Origin of the sequence: Kitasatospora cystarginea (assembly GCF_039533515.1) — a bacterium.
Taxonomy (GTDB): Bacteria; Actinomycetota; Actinomycetes; order Streptomycetales; family Streptomycetaceae; genus Kitasatospora; species Kitasatospora cystarginea.
In genome coordinates this window covers 1-15,464 of the sequence record NZ_BAAATR010000058.1, presented here as the reverse complement: position 1 = coordinate 15,464, position 15,464 = coordinate 1, and the positions used below count along the sequence as shown (strand labels likewise).

Genomic DNA, 15,464 nt, shown 5'->3' with positions numbered 1-15,464 from the left:
AACCTCAGAGGCAACCCGTGCCTGGGCCGGATTCGGCATGCGCGCGTATGCCGGGACACGGTAGATGTCACCTGGACATGGTTTCTGTCACCACGAGCGGCGACGTACGTACAGCCCGATTGAGCCGGGTGTCCTGTCGCATGGAGGCTGTCGGATTCCCGCTCGGTCTCGTTCGCGCCGGCCGGTTCTCGGTGCGGTGGCTCTTGAGCGGCGATGCCGCAGGCCGGCAGCCGGGCCGGAGGGCCCCGGCTGCCCGTCCGCCCGGACGGTGTGTCAGATCATGGCGAGCCGGTCCACCAGCAGCTCCACCCGCCGCTCGGCTTCCGCCGGCGGCAGCCGGCCCGCCCGGGTCAGGGTGGCCAGCCCGTGCAGGGCCGCCCAGAACACCTCGGTGAACAGTCCCGGGTTGACGCCGTCCCCGGCGACCTCGCCGAGGCTTTCCAACAGGGCGGCGAAGCCGTCCTTCAGCGGCTCCGGGGTGTCCTCGGCCGCGAAGGCCAGGCCGCCGTCGAGCTGGAACATGGCGTCGTAGACCGCCGGGTTGCGTTCGGCGAACTCAAGGTACGTGCGGGCGAGGGCGGTGACCCGGGCGCGAGCGCCGTCCGCGGCGGAGGTCGCGGTCCGCAGGGCCACGGCCATCTCGGCGACACCCTCCAGGGCGACGGCGCCGATGATCTCACGCTTGCCGCGGAAGTGGCTGTAGAGGACGGGCTGGCTGTACTCGATGCGCTCGGCGAGCCGGCGGGTGGTGACCGCGTCCCAGCCCTGCTGCTCGGCGAGTTCGCGGGCCGTCGCCACGATGAGGCGCTCACGGGCCGCCCGTTCGCGTTCCTTGCGTTCCTGTACCGACATGACCCGATCCTAGCACCGCTAGACAAGTGAGCGGCAGCAGATCTAGCATTACTTCGTCACCTAGCAGCGCTAGATCCCAGGAGAGGTCGCCATGCTCAACGCACTCGAGGTCATCACCACCGTGCTCGTCGGCCTGATGGTGGGGGTGGAGTTCTCCGTCGCCTTCGTCATGAACCCGATCTTCAACGCCCTCCCCGACGACAGCTACCTGCTCGCCCGCGCCCACGGGGGCCGGATGCTCGGCGCCGTGATGCCGTTCTGGTACATCGGCTCACTCGTCCTCGCCGCGGTCTGGGCCGTCGCCGGATGGCACCACCACGGCACCGGCCTGGTCGTCACCGCCGCCGCACTGCTGATCGTCAGCGTGATCATGTCCGTCCTGCTGCTCGTCCCGATCAACAACCAGAGCAAGACCTGGACCCCCGACAACCGGCCCGCCGACTGGAGGGAGCAGGGGAACCGCTGGGACCGCTTCCACTACGCCCGCGTCGCCGTCATCGCCGCCGCCTTCACCCTGCTCGTCGCCGCCCTCTGAGCCCGCAGCCCGACATCGCGAAGGCGGCACGCACTCCCCCACTCCGCGGGCGGTAGCCGACGATCCGCACGGATCAACACCGCCCTCGGAACCCGGGACCCCCTACCAGGGGGTCCTTCCTCATGGGACGCGAGCCCGCCAGCTGCCCTTGGTGGGCTCAACCTCACACCGCGCCTCGGCCGCGAACCACTCAGCCGCCGCCAGCCGGATCCGGGTGACAACAAGCGCGGCAACCGGCGTCAGGTGACAACAATCTTGGCCCATCGGTGACAACTGTCCTGTCCCACCGCAACGAGGCCGCCAGGTCAGAGCCCATAAGGGGTGACAACCAGCGTGTCCCGGCACAGCGCGGGACGTCAGCGCCACTGGTAGGACGCGCCGGTCATCGCCGGGAGCAGCAGCGGGCCGTCGGCGGTGGTGTCGGGTCGGGCGGCCTGGCCGAGGGCGGCGCCGATGGCCGGGTACAGGTGGAGGCCGGCCGCGTCGGCCGCTGGCAGCCACACCACCGGCGCCTGGCCTGGGTCGTCCTGCTCGGTGCGGGCGACGGCCTCCACCAGGGCGTCGGGCAGGTGGGCGGTGGGGGCGGGCGGCCATCCGGCGCGGACCGGGGCGGCGGGCGCGGACGCGGTGGGCGCGGCCGGACGGCGGCGACGGCGGCGCCTGGTCATCGGTGTCGTCATGTCGCAGGCTCTGCCCACCACGCTGTCCCGCCGAACCCCGCCGCCACCCGGACGGAGTACCGCAGGCCGTTCTAGCCGGCCGCTGACCTGCACCGGCACCCGAAACTAACCGGCCTCCGCCGGGAAATGACCGGGGCGAGCGGGCCCGGGGCGGCCAAACCCACCAGCGCCCCGGGGCGAAACTCACCGCCTTCCCGGTGAAACTCCCCAGTGCAGGTCAGCAGGGGTGGCCAAACTCCCCGGCGCAGGTCAGCGGCCTGCGCCGGGGTGAGGCGGGGTCAGGAGCGGCACCACCAGGAGCTGCTGCGCTTCGCCTCGGCAGCCGCGGCCTCGGCGGCGGCCCGCTCCCGTTCGGCGGCTTCCCACGCCTGCTGGTCGGCGCAGGTCTGGCGGCAGCCGGCGCACAGCCCGTCGTCGCCCCAGGCGGCGGGCTCGTGCCCGGCCCACCGCTCGTCCGAGAACGGCATCGTGGGCGTCAGTTTCGCAGCGGTCTGGTCGGGCGGTCACCGGACCGAGGGCCCCGGGCCGCGAAGCGCCCGTCCGCCACGCATAGCGCCGTGCTCGGGTGGCTCATCTGCGTCAACTGAGCCGTTGGAACCGGCCAAGCGGAAGCGAAGTGACCACACGACGCAAAACTTCGACTACAAATAGTGATGCTACATTCGCTCAGAGTATCGACAGGGTTTCCGTGACCGCACCCCGGGTCGCCAGGCACCGCTCCGGCCGGCACCCGATACGCCACGGCCCCAAGGACTTCAGCGGATGTAGGGGTCCAGCCACTCCCGCCTGGGCCCATCAGTCGTCAACAGGAAGGCAGACACGTGAGCAACGAACAAGCGCGGCTGATCTACGGCCAGGGAGAAGAGGCGTGCCCCGAGGGAAGCTTCTGCCTCTACCGCGCCACCAACTTCAACATCGGTCAGAGGCCGGGAGTCGGTGACAAGATCCTGGTCATCCCGGCCGGCACGTCCGTCAACGACTTCTCCGCGTACGGCTTCGACCACAGCGGCGACGGGGTGAGCAGCGTCGTCAACCGCACCGACGAGGACAACGCGCTCTTCTCCGCCGCCGACCAGCGGGGGCATTCGCTGCCCGTGGACCGCAGGTCCGCGATCGCGGACCTGCGGCGGATCGCGATGGCCGACAGTCCCAACGGCACCTGGAACGACCAGCCTCAGTCGGCGCTGGCGGCTCCCTTCCTGGGGAACCTGATCGTCGAGCAGTCTTTCCTGAGCAAGTGGCAGGACTGGGAGACCCAGAAGTGGATCTACTCCTACCGGATCACGGTGCGTGCCGCCGAGACGCGCGTCGTGAAGTGGGCGCTCGGCTTCGGTGACCTGCCCGAGGGGACTTCCCTGTACAAGGGCTTCACCGATGTCTTCTGGGGCCAAATCCTGCGGGACGGCACCGAGGGCAGCGTCCTGCTCGGCTCCCCGGCGGGCGGCGGACACACCATCGACCCCGGCACCGACCTCGCCATCGACATCCAGGTCCTCTACGCGAAGGAAAACCCCGCCCACGACCACCTCACGAGCCTGAACGCCCAGCAACTGGGCTGAGCGCAGACACCACCGAACCACCCAGCCGCGGGCCGTTCCCCAGCCGGGGGACGGCCCGCGCCCGGTTGTGGGAGCAGGCGGGTCCGGACGGGACGGCGCTGGCGCGCCTTCCCGCGGCTGCTGGTGGTCCTGGCCGGGCACCCGCCACCTCCCGGGCGCGCTGGTGGGGTGTCACACGGTGGGCGCGGCCCGTTCCGGTGGGGGTGTGGTGGCGGTCAGGGCGCGTTCGGCGAGGGCGCGGAGCTCGCGGGAGACCTCAGGGGGGCCGAGGAGGGTGTAGGGGACCGGTACGCGGACGACGCGGAGGGCGAGGTAGCGGGGGGAGTCCGGCCCGACGGTGAGCCGGGAGGTGTGCGCGTCCACCGGGGTCACCGGGCCTTCTCCGGTGGGCATGATCTCCCGAGCCCGGTCTTCCGGGCAGTGCAGCAGGACGTCGGCGTGGGTGGTGGCGGGGCCGGTGACGGAACGGGCGACCCACTGGGCCGCATCCGCTGCTCCGTCGGGCAGGGGTCTGGGTGGGACGCGGACGCCGATGGGGGCGGGGGCGTGGATGCGGTCGAGCCGGAAGGTGCGCCAGTCGGCCCGGCCCTCGTCCCAGGCGACGAGGTACCAGCGGCGGCCGGAGGCGACCAGTTGCTTCGGCTCGACCAGGCGCCGGGTCTGCGTCCCGTTGCCGATCCGGTAGCCGAAGCGGATCTTCTCGCCGGCCCGGCAGGCGGTGGCGACAGCGGCGAGGGTCTCGGGGTCGGCGGTGGGGCCGTCGTGGATGGTCGGCGGCACCGCCCCCTGCGCCAAGAGCGTGATCCGGCGGCGGAGGCGGTCGGGGAGGACCTGTTCGAGTTTGGCCAGGGCGCGCAGGGAGCTGTCGGCAATGCCGGTGATCGGGGCCGCGGTGGCGGCCCGCAGGCCGACGGCGATGGCGAGGGCCTCTTCGTCGTCGAGGAGGAGTGGGGGCATGGCGGTGCCGGCGGTGAGGCGGTAGCCGCCGGTGTTGCCCTGGGTGGCGTGGACGGGGTAGCCGAGTTCGCGCAGGCGGTCGATGTCGCGGCGGATGGTGCGGGGGGTGACGTCGAGGCGTTCGGCGAGTTCGGGGCCGGGCCACTCGCGGGGGGGTCTGGAGCAGGGACAGGAGCCGCAGGAGGCGGGCGGACGGGTCGCGCATACCCGCCAGCATGGGCGACCAACAGGACATTCGGTGACCTATTGGGTGTCTATGGTCGGGTCCGTCCGGCAAAGAGGGCTTCCCGCCCCAGGCCGGTCGCCCCCACTCCATCTGTATTGCTGAGGAGAGACCTGTCATGGGCTTCATGGATCCCGGGAACGTCGTCTGGTTCGAGATCGCCACCGCCGACGGGGCGGCCGTGCGGGAGTTCTACGGTTCGCTGCTGGGCTGGACCTTCGCCGTGGACCCGGACTCCTCGGTGGACGGTTCCACCTACACGCGGATCACGGCGCCGGGGATGCCCTTCCCGATGGGCGCGATCCACGAGCGGGCCGGCTCCGCCGAAGAGGCGATGAACGTCTCGATCGTCTCCGCCGACGTCGCCGCCGACCAGGCCCGGCTGGAGGAGCTGGGCGCGAAGGTGATCGTCCCGACCACCGCCGTCTGCGACGTGACGGTCTTCGCTCGGCTCGCCGACCCCCGGGGCAACGTCTTCTCCCTCTTCCAGAACGGCGAGAGTCCAAAGCGGCTGAAGGAGTTCGCCGAGTCCTGCCAGGCGCAGATGACCGAGGTCGCGATGATGCCGAAGCCGGGGGCCTACGCCTGGTTCGAGATCGGCACGGCGGACGCGGAGGCCACGCGGGCGTTCTGGACGGCCGCCTTCGGGTGGCGGGTCGAGTTTGACGAGAGCGCCGGCGGCAAGCCGTACAGCAACGTGTTCACCGGCAACCAGTGGCCCTCGGGCGGCGTGTACGACCTCGGCACGGGCGGCGTCGACTACCTGATGCCCGACTTCCTCGTCCTCGACGTGCCCGCGGTCACCGCGAACGCGGTTGAACTCGGCGCCACCGTCGAGTTCGGGCCGGACACCAACCCCGACGGGCTCCTCTACAGCCGCCTGATCGACCCCCGCGGCAACCGCTTCGGCCTCTTCTCCATACCCACCACACACCCGACAGGGACCGGCGCCTGACGAAGACAACCGACGAACCACCGGTGCCGGCCCCGCGGCTCCAGGTTCCTCCCGCTTGGGCGGCCAGCTTGGCGGTGGTGACCTGGTGCTAGCCGAGCGTGTCGGCGACGACAGGGGCGGGCATCTCCAGGACGTGCTCGCGGATCGCGACGGTGCGGTCGGCGGTTGTGGGGACGCCGAGGCTGTTGACCAGTGCGGAGAGGGGCGTCGGGGTGCATCGGCTGTCCGACTTCCCGTGACCAGCACCAATGCACCTCAACGGCAGTGACACACGAAGCCGAACATCCCGGTGATATCGCGGCCGAACCTCACACTGACCGCGCAACGCGCCAGCGGGAGGAACCCGGTCGTCGACCGATCGCCGAGTCCTCCCGCTGGCTGCTACTGGCTACCTGGGTCTCAGTCGGCCTGGCACAGGGCATAGACAGTCCCCGCTACGTCCTGCGGGTTGCCGTTGTAGTAGGAGGCGGCGTTGCCGTGCCAGCCCTTGCCGTCAGGAGTGGGGCGGGAGGCGACGACATAGGCCTGGTCACTCCCCGCGTCAACGCCTCCGGAAATCGCGTGGCTTCCGTCCGGGCACATCGCGTCCCCATGGGCGTCGCCGTTTCCCGAGATCGCCACCTGGACCACCTGCGGCGCATCCGCCGTCGCAGGGCCCGCGAAACCAAGGACACACAACGTCGCCGCAGCGGTCGATCACCTCCAGGCGGACCAGGTGCAGGCGCTGGCCGAGCGTATCGACCGGGAACAAGGGCGACTGGACATCCTCGTCAACGCCATCTGGGGCGGGGAGCACCTCGTCGAGCGCGGCAAGAAGATGTGGGAATGCGACCTGGGCCAGGGCCGGCGCATGCTGCGGATCGGTGTCGAGACCTACTACGTCGCGAGTCACTATGTCCTGCCCTTGCTGATCCGTCGGCCCGGCGGACTGCTCGTGGAGCTCACCGACGGGACCGAGGAGTTCAACCGCAGCCCCTACCGCGCCCCCTTCTACTTCGACCTCGCCAAGTTCGCGCCTTTCCGGATGATGTGGGCGCTGTCCGAAGAGGTGGGCGCTGTCCGAAGAGGTGGGCGGCGAGGGCGCGCAGGACCCGCCAGATCGTGCGGAAGCTGGACGCTTCGATCTCGGCGTCGGCCTCCGCCTTCACCGCCTCCCCGGCCTCCTTCACCTCGGACGGATCGGCGGTGGCGGTGTCGTCGCCGACAGCGGGCGAGGGGAGGTAGACGGGGATGATGACCCAGGAGATCTTGCCCTGCCGGTAAGCCTGGCGCAGCGCGCGGCCGATGGCCTGGACGATGTCGATGATGCTGGTCTTGGGGTCGGCGAAGACGATCGCATCGACGGCCGCGATGTCGATGCGTTCCGACAGCAGCCGGCTGTTGGCGAGGATGCCGCGCTCCTCGCCGTCCTCGCCGGTGTGGGCCTTGAACTCGGTGAAGGCGGCGCGGCGGGCCAGGGCGGCCGCGCTCGCCCGCACCATCGGCATCCCGTCGCGCCAGGTCGGTTATCCGGGGCTATTCAGGCGTGTTGGGCAAGATCATGTCGGGGAGTTCCTCGCCGGCGAGGGTGGCGTCGACGCGGGCGTGGATGTAGGCGCCGGTCACGGGACAGCTCAGCGGGTCGTCCGCCGGGCAGTCCAGCATGTGCCGCAGCACGGCGGCGGCGCTGGTGAGCCGGTGGATCCGCTCCTGCACAGCGGCGTGCTGGGCGCCGATCAGGGCATGGCGGTCCTGCGCGTGTTCGCTGGTCATCACGGCGGCGGGGTCGGCGAGTGTCAGCATCCCGTCGTGGTGCCACAGCCGGGCGTAGGCGAGCCGCGCCAGAGCCGCGCGGTCGTACTGGCGCACCCGGCCGCGCCGTGCGGTGGGCTCGATCAGTCCGCATTCCTCGTAGTAGCGCAGCGTCGGTATCGAGACCTCGAATGCTCTGGAGACCTCGCTGATCGAGTACAGCCGCTCCAACCGGTCCTCCGCGTGAGAAGAACTTGCGCTCAAGTGGACTTGAGCGTGCACGCTGGCAAGCCTAAACCACCACGTGCCCTGGAGGACCCGCCATGCCCGCGCCCCCGACGGAGACCCTCGCGACTCGCCGTGCCCGTACCGGGCCACCCCTTGCCTCGGGCGCCAGTGCGCTGCTCGTCCTGGGGTTCGTGCTGATGAGCCTGAACACCCGCGTCGCGTTCGGGCAGATCGGACCGCTGGCCCCCGTCGCCGGCTTCAGCCCCGCCGCGCTCTCCGTGCTGGGGCTGCTGCCGCCGCTGTGCATGGGCGCCTTCGCACCGCTCGCGGCCGTGCTGCGGCGACGCCTCGGCGAGGAGCGCGGACTGTGGTGGGCGAGCCTGGTCCTGGTGGCCGGCGCGGTGCTGCGCATGCTCGGAATGCCAGGCCTGTTCGCGGGCACCGTCGTGGTCAGCGCGGCCACCGCCGTCGTCAACGTGCTCATCCCCGTCCTGGTCCGCAAGCGGTTCCCCCGCGAGCGCGTCGGCACCATGATGGGCGTCTACGCCCTGTCGATGGGCGTCGGCTCGGCGCTCGTCGCCGCCGTGGTCGTCCCCACCGCCCAGGCCACCGGAAGCTGGCAGCCGGCCATCGGCCTGGCCGTCATCCCCGCCATCCTCGCCGCCGCCGGCATGACCCCGCAGCTGCGTCACCGGCCGCCGCAGCCCGCCGCGGGCACCGGCACCAAGCGGACCGGGCACCCGCACGTGGCCCGCACCGCCCTCGCCTGGAGCCTGACCGCCTTCTTCGGCATCCAGACCCTCGCCTTCTACACCACCCTCGCCTGGCTGCCCTCGATCCTCGTCCAAGCCGGCCTCGGCCGCAGCGCCGCCGGAACCGGCCAGGCCCTGCTCATCTGCGGCGTCGCCGTCGGCGGCTTCGCCGCCCCCGTCCTGGCCGCCAAGCGGGCCGACCAGCGGCCCCACATCCTGGTGACCGTCCTGGTCTGCGTGATCGGCTTCGCCGGACTCCTGCTCGCGCCCGCCGGTACCTCGATGGTGTGGGTCGTCATCCTGGGCATGGGACTGGGCGCCGGACAGGCACTGCCCGGCGTGCTCTACGCCCACCGGGGACGCGACCACGACCACGTGGCCGCCCTGTCCACCATGGCGCAGACCTGCGGTTTCCTCCTCGCCGCCACCGGCCCCGTCCTCGCCGCCGCCCTGCACACCGCAACCGGCACCTGGACCGCACCACTGACCGCGCTCACCGCCGTACTGCTCGTGTGCTCAGCGGCGAGCTTGCGGGCCGGCCACGACCCCAAGTGAGCGGCCACCCGTCCCTCCGACCACACCGCGACGCAAGGCCCGAAGAGGCGCGCAGGACCCTCTGAACCCGCGCGCCCGCTCCGCCAGCAGGCACGGCACAAGGCGCCGGCCACCTGGTGGTGACCGGCGCCTTGTGGCCTGTCAGAACTGGCTGCGACGCGCCCTCGGACGAGTGGGCGGGACCTGCTCGCCGCGCAGTGCGAGGGCGGCGGTGCGGGTGCGCTCCAGCCAGCTCATGACCTGGCGCAGTGTGGCGGGGGCGAGGTGGTGGGTGAGGTCGCGGACGGCCTGGTGGTCGTCGTCGGTGAGCGTGTGGAGGCGGGCGCGTTCGAGGGCGGTGTAGAGGGGCTGGGCGGTGGTGCCGGCGAGGCGGCGGTGGGTGGCGTCGGACCTCTGTCGGGCCTGGTGGGCGGCCTCGCGGGCGCATTCGGCGACGTCCTGGCGGTGGCGTTCGGCGCGCAGCGCGTGCTGGAGGGCGGTGTCGTGGTCGGGGTCGTAGCGCTCGGCGCGGGTCTGGGCGGTGTGGTCGCGTACGCGCTGCCACTCGGCGCGGATGGTGGCCGCGGTGGCGTAGGCGGTCTCGTCACGTTCGGTCCAGCCGCGGGCGAGGCCGGCGCCGTGGTGGAGGGTGCGGATGCCGTCGTGGCCGGACCAGCGCAGCCACATCGAGCCGCGCACCAGCGGGGAGTCGAGGACCGGGCGGCCCAGGTCCCGGTCGGCGGGCGCGGAACGGCTGCTGTGCAGGGCCGGCTCCAGCCATCCGGGCGCGGCGGCGGGGTCCGGGTCGGGGCGGGTGGTGTCGGTCATCGCGCGGTGCCTCCGGAAGTCGGGAGCGGGTATGGGCGGCCGTCCCGGCCCGGGGTGGGCCGGGACAGCGGGGGTGCGGATGGCGGGTGCCGGGGCAGGTCAGCCGGTGACGGTCTCGGCGTGCCGGTGGAGAGCGTCCAGGAGCGCGGTCTGGTGCTGGGTCAGCTTCCCGTCGGTACGGGCCTTGTCCTGCTTGCGCAGCCACGTGCCGGGCCGGAACGTGGGGTCGCTGCCGAGGCCGGTGCGGTTCGCCGGGCCGTCCAGGGTGCCGCCGGCGGCGAGGTAGGCGAGCAGGCGGCGGTAGGAGCGGTTCCAGTCCGGCTCCAGGCGCCACAGCTCGTCCAGCGCGTCCAACTTCGCCACCTGGTCGGGGTTGAGGTTGTCGGCCTTGCGCTGGCGGCGCATCCACGCCCCCACCGCGTAGTCGTCCAGCTTCGCGGTCGCCGGGATCGCCAGGTGGCCGTGCTGCTGGTGGAACGCCCGCGCGTAGGCGGCCCCGCGCTCCCACGCGTTCGCGAGCTTCGACCAGATCATGCCGAGCGCGTCCAGTTCGCTGACCCGGGCGGGGTCGAGCAGGCCCTGGCCGCCCAGGTGGCGCTGGCGGGCGAGCCAGGAGATCAGCTCCGCGTGCTTCGCCTTGTCGGTGGGGTCGAGGTGGCCGTGCTCGATGTGGAACCTGGCAGCAACGGCGTGCATCCGCTGCCACTCGATGGCCCTCGGGTTGAACGCCCGCAGCTTCACCGTCTGCAGAATCTGCGCCGCGTGCTGGCGGGCGTTGATCCTCAGCCACTCGATCGGCGACTCCACCGCCGCCGTCGGCTGCTCTCCCTCGCCGCCGGTCTCGCCGCTCTCCTCGGAGGCCGTGGTCGTGGTGGTGTGCTGGGCGCTCTGGGAGCGGCCAGTGCGCAGTTCGGTGATCCGGCCGACCACCCGGGCGTCGTGCGCCGCCAGGGCGCGCAGAACCCGCCAGATCGTGCGGAAGCTGGAGGCCTCGATCTCGGCGTCGGCCTCGGCCTTCACCGCCTCGCCGGCGTCGTGGACCTCGGACGGGTCCGCGGTCGCCGTGTCGTCGCCGACCTCCGGTGAGGGGAGGTAGACCGGGATGATCACCCAGGACACCTTGCCCTGCCGGTAGGACTGGCGCAGCGCGCGGCCGATGGCTTGGACGATGTCGATGATGCTGGTCTTGGGGTCGGCGAAGACGATCGCGTCGACGGCCGCGATGTCGATGCCTTCCGACAGCAGTCGGCTGTTGGCGAGGATGCCGCATTCCTCGCCGTCCTCGCCGGTGTGGGCGCCGAGCCGGGCAGCGTCGTCGTCCAGGGCGAAGACTTCGCCGGGTGGGGCCGCGCCCAGCAGATCGGCTGGGCCAAGCTCGCCCCGGCGCAGCAGTGGGCGCTGGAGCACGTCCTCGGGCTGGAACCGCTGCCCGCCGAGCAGAAGCCGGCCGGGAAGGTGGCACACGCCGAAAAGGAGCAGCGCACCCTCGCCGCCGCCGCCCAGTATCGGACCCGCGAAGGCCACCTCAACGTCCCCCGCAAACACAAGGAACCCCTCGAGCTGGCCGACGGCACCACCGTCCAAATCAGCCTCGGCCTGTTCATCGCCAACAGCCGCAGCAGGCGCGGCGACATCCCCACCGATCGCGCCAAGCGCCTCACCCAACTCGGCATCCGCTGGGAATAGCGGGAGTAGCAGGTGCGGCTGCGGGCCGTCGGCAGACCGGCGGGCCGCAGCCGGCCAGCCGCCGGGAGCCGGCCGGTGGCGATGCCGGCGGCCGTCTTTCGCGCCCAGCCCTCGGCCGACCACGGGTGCGATCCGATGGCGGGGACGGTGAACGGCCGGGGCGTCCTCGCCCCGGCCGTTCACCGCTCAACTCGGGCTCTGCCGTGCTCCGGTGACGGGCGGCCGGGCGTCCGAGTCCGCTACGCGGCGTCGAGGTCCTGCAGTTGGGCCTGCGCGTCGGCCAGGGTGGTCTGCGGGACGCCGATCAGCACCTGCGGGGAGCCGATCTCCCCGCTCGGGCAGAAGCGGGCGTCCTTGACGGGGATGGGCAGGGTCAGGACTCCCTCGTTGCGGGCCAGGACGAGGAGGTTACCGGTCGTACAGCTCGCGTTCGGGGCGACCGGCGGGGAGGAGAGCCAGGTGACGGGCTGGTAGACCGAACCCCCCACCCGCAGCACCGTGCCGTGCTCCCTGTCGGTGGAGAACGTGCCATCGCCCAGGACGCCGGTGGTCAACTTGGTGAACTCGCCGCCCGTGTGGTCGGTCCGCAGATCGGCGGGCCCGTACATCACGCAGTCCTGCCCCGAGGTGTTGGTGAGCTTGATGACGCCGGTCCACCGGCCACCGGCACTCCCGTCCAGGCCGATCATCTCGGGCGCGATGTCGCTCTCCAACTCCGAGTTGCCACATAGTGCGACGTCCTCGCCACTCGACCGCGCCGCCGACCCGGTGGCACTGGCGGGGCCGCTGAAAGCGGTGAGGGTGAGGACGGTGGTCGCGGCGAGAGCCGCGGTGGTGAACAGACGGCGGTGAGCCGACATGGTGAACCCCCTTTGTCATCCGGCCGTTGGGCGCAGGCGGCCGGGTTCGCGGTTGCTGATATCCCTCTACACGTAGCCCGGGTCCACCCGGTCGCGCCTGTTACAGTCCGGTGACAGGCGGGTTGTGCCATGACGCACCGAAGCCCCCGGCGCCGCCGAGCGCTGACTACGGCGCAGGGACGGGTAGTTCAGCCGCCGCTTCCTCCGGTATCCGCCGCCCGCACGTCACAACGTCGCCACCCGGCGAGCCAACCGGTTGCGTCGGATGCGGTGGCGGAATCGGGCCTGCGAGCCTGGCCACGGCGGCTATCTGGTACTGGTGCCGCGACCGCACAGGTTCGCCGGGTCGCGCCCGCCGCTCGCCTGGGCAGGTGACCAACGGCCGGCCATCAACCGCCGCCTGTAGATCCCCTCGGCGTCGAACCCTGGCGACCGCGAACGCATCCGACGGCCGGGCCACCCCGCCACGGTCGACGCCCGGGTGACCGTACCGCGCGGCCACGTCGAGGAGATCGGGGAAGGCGACGGCGTGGGTCGAAGTGAAGCTCAGGGTGTGGATCTCCAACACCAAAAGTCGCCGGGCCAAGCTCACCGGCGAGCAGCTTGACCGGCTCGCCGCGCTCGGGCTCGACTGCCGCTGACCCGACCGGGCCCGGTGCCCGCCGAGAAGCGACTGAGGTCCCGGCCAGACCGGTATCGCTCTCCTGCAGGCCGGATCACTCGGACGAAAAGGTGTCGAATCACCACATTTCTTGCTATGCCGCTTACGGTGACGCGCGGTGGCCTGTGCTCTTTGAGGTCCTGTCAGCGCGGTGGCGCAGCCGCTGCGGGCCGGTGCGGCGTCAGAGCACGCGGCTGGGGGCACGGGTGGTGGCCGCGGGTGCGGGGCCGGCCCTGGTGGTCGCGTCTGTCGTCACGGCACGGGCCGTCCCGGCCCCAGGGCCTGCGTCGCCACCCTTCCGGTTCTTCGAGCGAGAGGTATGGCGATGCTGGCTTTCAGGAAGCGACGGCTGTGGGGACCGGCTCGGCACGATACGGGCCTGGGCCGGGCCCTGCGGTGGAAGACGTGGCTGCGTGCCTTGGTGGCGGGACCGGTTGTGCTGGGGGTCGTGGCCCTGCCCGTGACGGCGGCCGCCCCGGCTCAGGCCGCGACGTCCGGGACCTTCGCGTACGTCGCCAACGCCAGTAGCAACACGGTGTCGGTGATCAACGCGGCCACCAACACCGTCACCGCCACCATCCCCGTCGGCTCAGGGCCGATCGGGGTGGCGGTCAGCCCGGACGGCACCACCGCCTACGCCACCAACGGCAACGTGAACACCGTGTCGGTGATCAACACCGCGACCAACACCGTCACCGCCACCATCACGGTCGGCTCCAACCCCAACGGGGTGGCCTTCAGCCCGGACGGCACCCGCGCCTACGTCACCAACGACGGCCCGCACAACGTGTCCGTGATCAACACGGCCACCAACACCGTCACCACCACCATCCCCGTCGGCAACGGGCCGATCGGGGTGGCCTTCACTCCGGACGGCACCACCGCCTACGTCACCAACTTCATTGACAACACGGTTTCGGTGATCAACACGGCCACCAGCACCGTCACCACCACCATCCCCGTGGGCACCGGGCCGATCGGGGTGACGGTCAGCCCCGACGGCACCACCGCCTACACCGCCAACCAGAACTCCAACAACGTGTCGGTGATCAACACGGCCACCAACACCGTCACCACCACCATCCCCGTCAACACCCGCCCGCAGACGGTGGCGGTCAGCCCGGACGGCACCACCGCCTACGCCACCAACCTGCTCTCGAACAACGTGTCGGTGATCAATACCGCCACCAACACCGTCACCACCACCATCCCCGTCGGCGCCAACCCCAACGGGGTGGCGTTCAGCCCGGGGGGCACCCGCGTCTACGTCGCCGATGAGGGCTCGAGCAGCGTGTCGGTGATCGATGCCACCACCAACAGCGTCATCACCACCGTCCCCGCCGGTACCAACCCCTTCGGAGTGGCCACCGCCAGGGTCCCGGTCGTGGCCGCCGCCACCTGCCCCACCGGCCATGTGATCACCGGCGGCGGATACCAGCAAAGCGGCGGCGCCGTCCCACCTGTCGAAACCACCAGCCGACCCGTCGGCAACACCTGGCAGGTCCTCGCCGACAACCAGAGCACCAACTACACCAACATCACTCCCTACGCTGTCTGCGCCCCCTGACCCACCGCAGCCCCGCGGCCGCCGTGGCGGCTGCGGGGCCGCAGGGGCACAACCGGGGCGACCGGGCAGGACCCCGCGATCGCCAGTCGCAGCCACACGTCACGCCTGAGTGGGCGTTTAGGAATGGTTTGCGATACTAAGTCGCCTCAGTGACCAGCATCTTCGGGGCGATTCGCACCTTACGTTCGCCTTCGTGGCTGGCGACGGCCTTCCCGGCCTGTTGGTCGTCCTGGTCGGCGATATGGATCCACCTCGTGTCTGTAGCGGCGCGTGGAGGGCATGGGGCAGGGGAGTTAGGGCGATGGCTCCGGAGAAGGGTGCGGCCGGCACGGCGCAGCCCCTGACGACGGGCGTCTGACAGGGGCTGCGGGAGGGTGCCGACGGGGGCCGTTCGGGCGGCCTTCCAGTGCGCGGGGCCTGCGCCCCCGGCGGCGGCCAACGCTGCACCGACTGTCGTCTGCCGCGAGATCGTCAGTGGCCTGCCACGAGATGTCAGTGACGCGTGAAACCGCCCGGGCCGATGTGCCGGACGGTCCTCTTCAGTCTCGGCCTACCCCCAGCCCTCGCCCCTCCGACTGACACCACCCCCTGCCACTTCACGGCAGACCCCACTGCCATCCCCACGACAATCCACAGCAAGCAGGCAGGCGGGGCGCAGCAGCCCCGCCAAGACGCCGCCCGCCCACAGCCCCGGCAGCCGGCGACTCGAACACGCCTCCCGGACCCCTCCCCACAGTGCCACGAGGTGAGTCACGAGCCGCCGACCGTGTTCGGCCGCTCCTGCGACAGCACCGCCTGGGGGCCGCTGAGCGACTTCACCCTCATCGACCGGGCGTCGGGCCAGGCGTACAGGTGT

General features: G+C 71.5%; 16 protein-coding genes. 6 read left to right on the top strand and 10 right to left on the bottom strand.

Annotated elements, in window-relative coordinates; translation table 11 throughout:
• Window positions 1-273 precede the first annotated feature (273 nt).
• Complete coding sequence (locus ABD369_RS36690; RefSeq protein ID WP_344640983.1) at window positions 274-852, bottom strand: TetR/AcrR family transcriptional regulator; 579 nt, start codon at window positions 850-852, stop codon at window positions 274-276.
• A 91-nt stretch (window positions 853-943) separates the two neighbouring features.
• Between ABD369_RS36690 and ABD369_RS36685 the strand changes: the two genes are divergently transcribed.
• Window positions 944-1,387 (top strand): anthrone oxygenase family protein, encoded by a 444-nt coding sequence (locus ABD369_RS36685; protein ID WP_344640982.1) that lies wholly within the window; start codon window positions 944-946, stop codon window positions 1,385-1,387.
• A 356-nt stretch (window positions 1,388-1,743) separates the two neighbouring features.
• Here ABD369_RS36685 and ABD369_RS36680 read toward each other — a convergent pair whose 3' ends face one another.
• Both ABD369_RS36680 and ABD369_RS36675 read right to left on the bottom strand, forming a co-directional pair.
• Window positions 1,744-2,067 (bottom strand): hypothetical protein, encoded by a 324-nt coding sequence (locus ABD369_RS36680; RefSeq protein WP_344640981.1) that lies wholly within the window; start codon window positions 2,065-2,067, stop codon window positions 1,744-1,746.
• 278 nt (window positions 2,068-2,345) lie between these two features.
• A complete protein-coding gene (locus ABD369_RS36675) occupies window positions 2,346-2,534 on the bottom strand; it encodes a hypothetical protein (RefSeq protein WP_344640980.1) in 189 nt (62 codons plus the stop codon).
• Window positions 2,535-2,888: 354 nt separating this feature from the next.
• On the opposite strand from ABD369_RS36675, the gene ABD369_RS36670 reads away from it, so the two are divergent.
• Entirely contained in the window at window positions 2,889-3,626 is a 738-nt protein-coding gene (locus tag ABD369_RS36670; protein ID WP_344640979.1) for a peptidase inhibitor family I36 protein, read from the top strand.
• A gap of 171 nt (window positions 3,627-3,797) precedes the next feature.
• Here the strand turns inward: ABD369_RS36670 and ABD369_RS36665 are convergent, their stop codons facing one another.
• Window positions 3,798-4,583, bottom strand: coding sequence for a helix-turn-helix transcriptional regulator (locus ABD369_RS36665; RefSeq protein ID WP_344640978.1), 786 nt, complete (start codon window positions 4,581-4,583; stop codon window positions 3,798-3,800).
• A gap of 341 nt (window positions 4,584-4,924) precedes the next feature.
• Here ABD369_RS36665 and ABD369_RS36660 point away from each other — a divergent pair, with 341 nt between their 5' ends.
• Window positions 4,925-5,761, top strand: a complete 837-nt coding sequence (locus tag ABD369_RS36660; RefSeq protein ID WP_344640977.1) for a VOC family protein — start codon at window positions 4,925-4,927, stop codon at window positions 5,759-5,761.
• A 399-nt stretch (window positions 5,762-6,160) separates the two neighbouring features.
• Here the strand turns inward: ABD369_RS36660 and ABD369_RS36655 are convergent, their stop codons facing one another.
• From ABD369_RS36655 to ABD369_RS36645, 3 genes are all read right to left on the bottom strand, one after another.
• Complete coding sequence (locus tag ABD369_RS36655; RefSeq protein WP_344640976.1) at window positions 6,161-6,382, bottom strand: hypothetical protein; 222 nt, start codon at window positions 6,380-6,382, stop codon at window positions 6,161-6,163.
• Between the two features lie 341 nt (window positions 6,383-6,723).
• Window positions 6,724-7,242: a helicase-related protein gene (locus ABD369_RS36650; RefSeq protein ID WP_344640975.1), complete on the bottom strand. Its 519-nt coding sequence runs from the start codon at window positions 7,240-7,242 to the stop codon at window positions 6,724-6,726.
• A gap of 34 nt (window positions 7,243-7,276) precedes the next feature.
• Entirely contained in the window at window positions 7,277-7,723 is a 447-nt protein-coding gene (locus ABD369_RS36645) for a MerR family transcriptional regulator (RefSeq protein ID WP_344640974.1), read from the bottom strand.
• Between the two features lie 92 nt (window positions 7,724-7,815).
• Here ABD369_RS36645 and ABD369_RS36640 point away from each other — a divergent pair, with 92 nt between their 5' ends.
• Window positions 7,816-9,027: an MFS transporter gene (locus tag ABD369_RS36640; protein WP_344640973.1), complete on the top strand. Its 1,212-nt coding sequence runs from the start codon at window positions 7,816-7,818 to the stop codon at window positions 9,025-9,027.
• Window positions 9,028-9,168: 141 nt separating this feature from the next.
• Here ABD369_RS36640 and ABD369_RS36635 read toward each other — a convergent pair whose 3' ends face one another.
• Together ABD369_RS36635 and ABD369_RS36630 are read right to left on the bottom strand one after the other, a co-directional pair.
• Window positions 9,169-9,834: a hypothetical protein gene (locus ABD369_RS36635; RefSeq protein WP_344640972.1), complete on the bottom strand. Its 666-nt coding sequence runs from the start codon at window positions 9,832-9,834 to the stop codon at window positions 9,169-9,171.
• Window positions 9,835-9,933: 99 nt separating this feature from the next.
• Entirely contained in the window at window positions 9,934-11,298 is a 1,365-nt protein-coding gene (locus ABD369_RS36630) for a helicase associated domain-containing protein (RefSeq protein WP_344640971.1), read from the bottom strand.
• Here ABD369_RS36630 and ABD369_RS36625 point away from each other — a divergent pair.
• Window positions 11,290-11,520: a helicase associated domain-containing protein gene (locus tag ABD369_RS36625; RefSeq protein ID WP_344640970.1), complete on the top strand. Its 231-nt coding sequence runs from the start codon at window positions 11,290-11,292 to the stop codon at window positions 11,518-11,520. The two genes, ABD369_RS36630 and ABD369_RS36625, sit on opposite strands and share 9 nt — an antisense overlap.
• Before the next feature lie 239 nt (window positions 11,521-11,759).
• On the opposite strand, the gene ABD369_RS36620 is transcribed toward ABD369_RS36625, so the two are convergent.
• Entirely contained in the window at window positions 11,760-12,380 is a 621-nt protein-coding gene (locus ABD369_RS36620; protein WP_344640969.1) for a hypothetical protein, read from the bottom strand.
• A gap of 980 nt (window positions 12,381-13,360) precedes the next feature.
• On the opposite strand from ABD369_RS36620, the gene ABD369_RS36615 reads away from it, so the two are divergent.
• Window positions 13,361-14,608 carry a beta-propeller fold lactonase family protein gene (locus ABD369_RS36615; protein ID WP_344640968.1) on the top strand — a complete coding sequence of 416 codons (1,248 nt, stop codon included), beginning with the start codon at window positions 13,361-13,363 and terminating at the stop codon, window positions 14,606-14,608.
• Window positions 14,609-15,464: the final 856 nt, after the last annotated feature.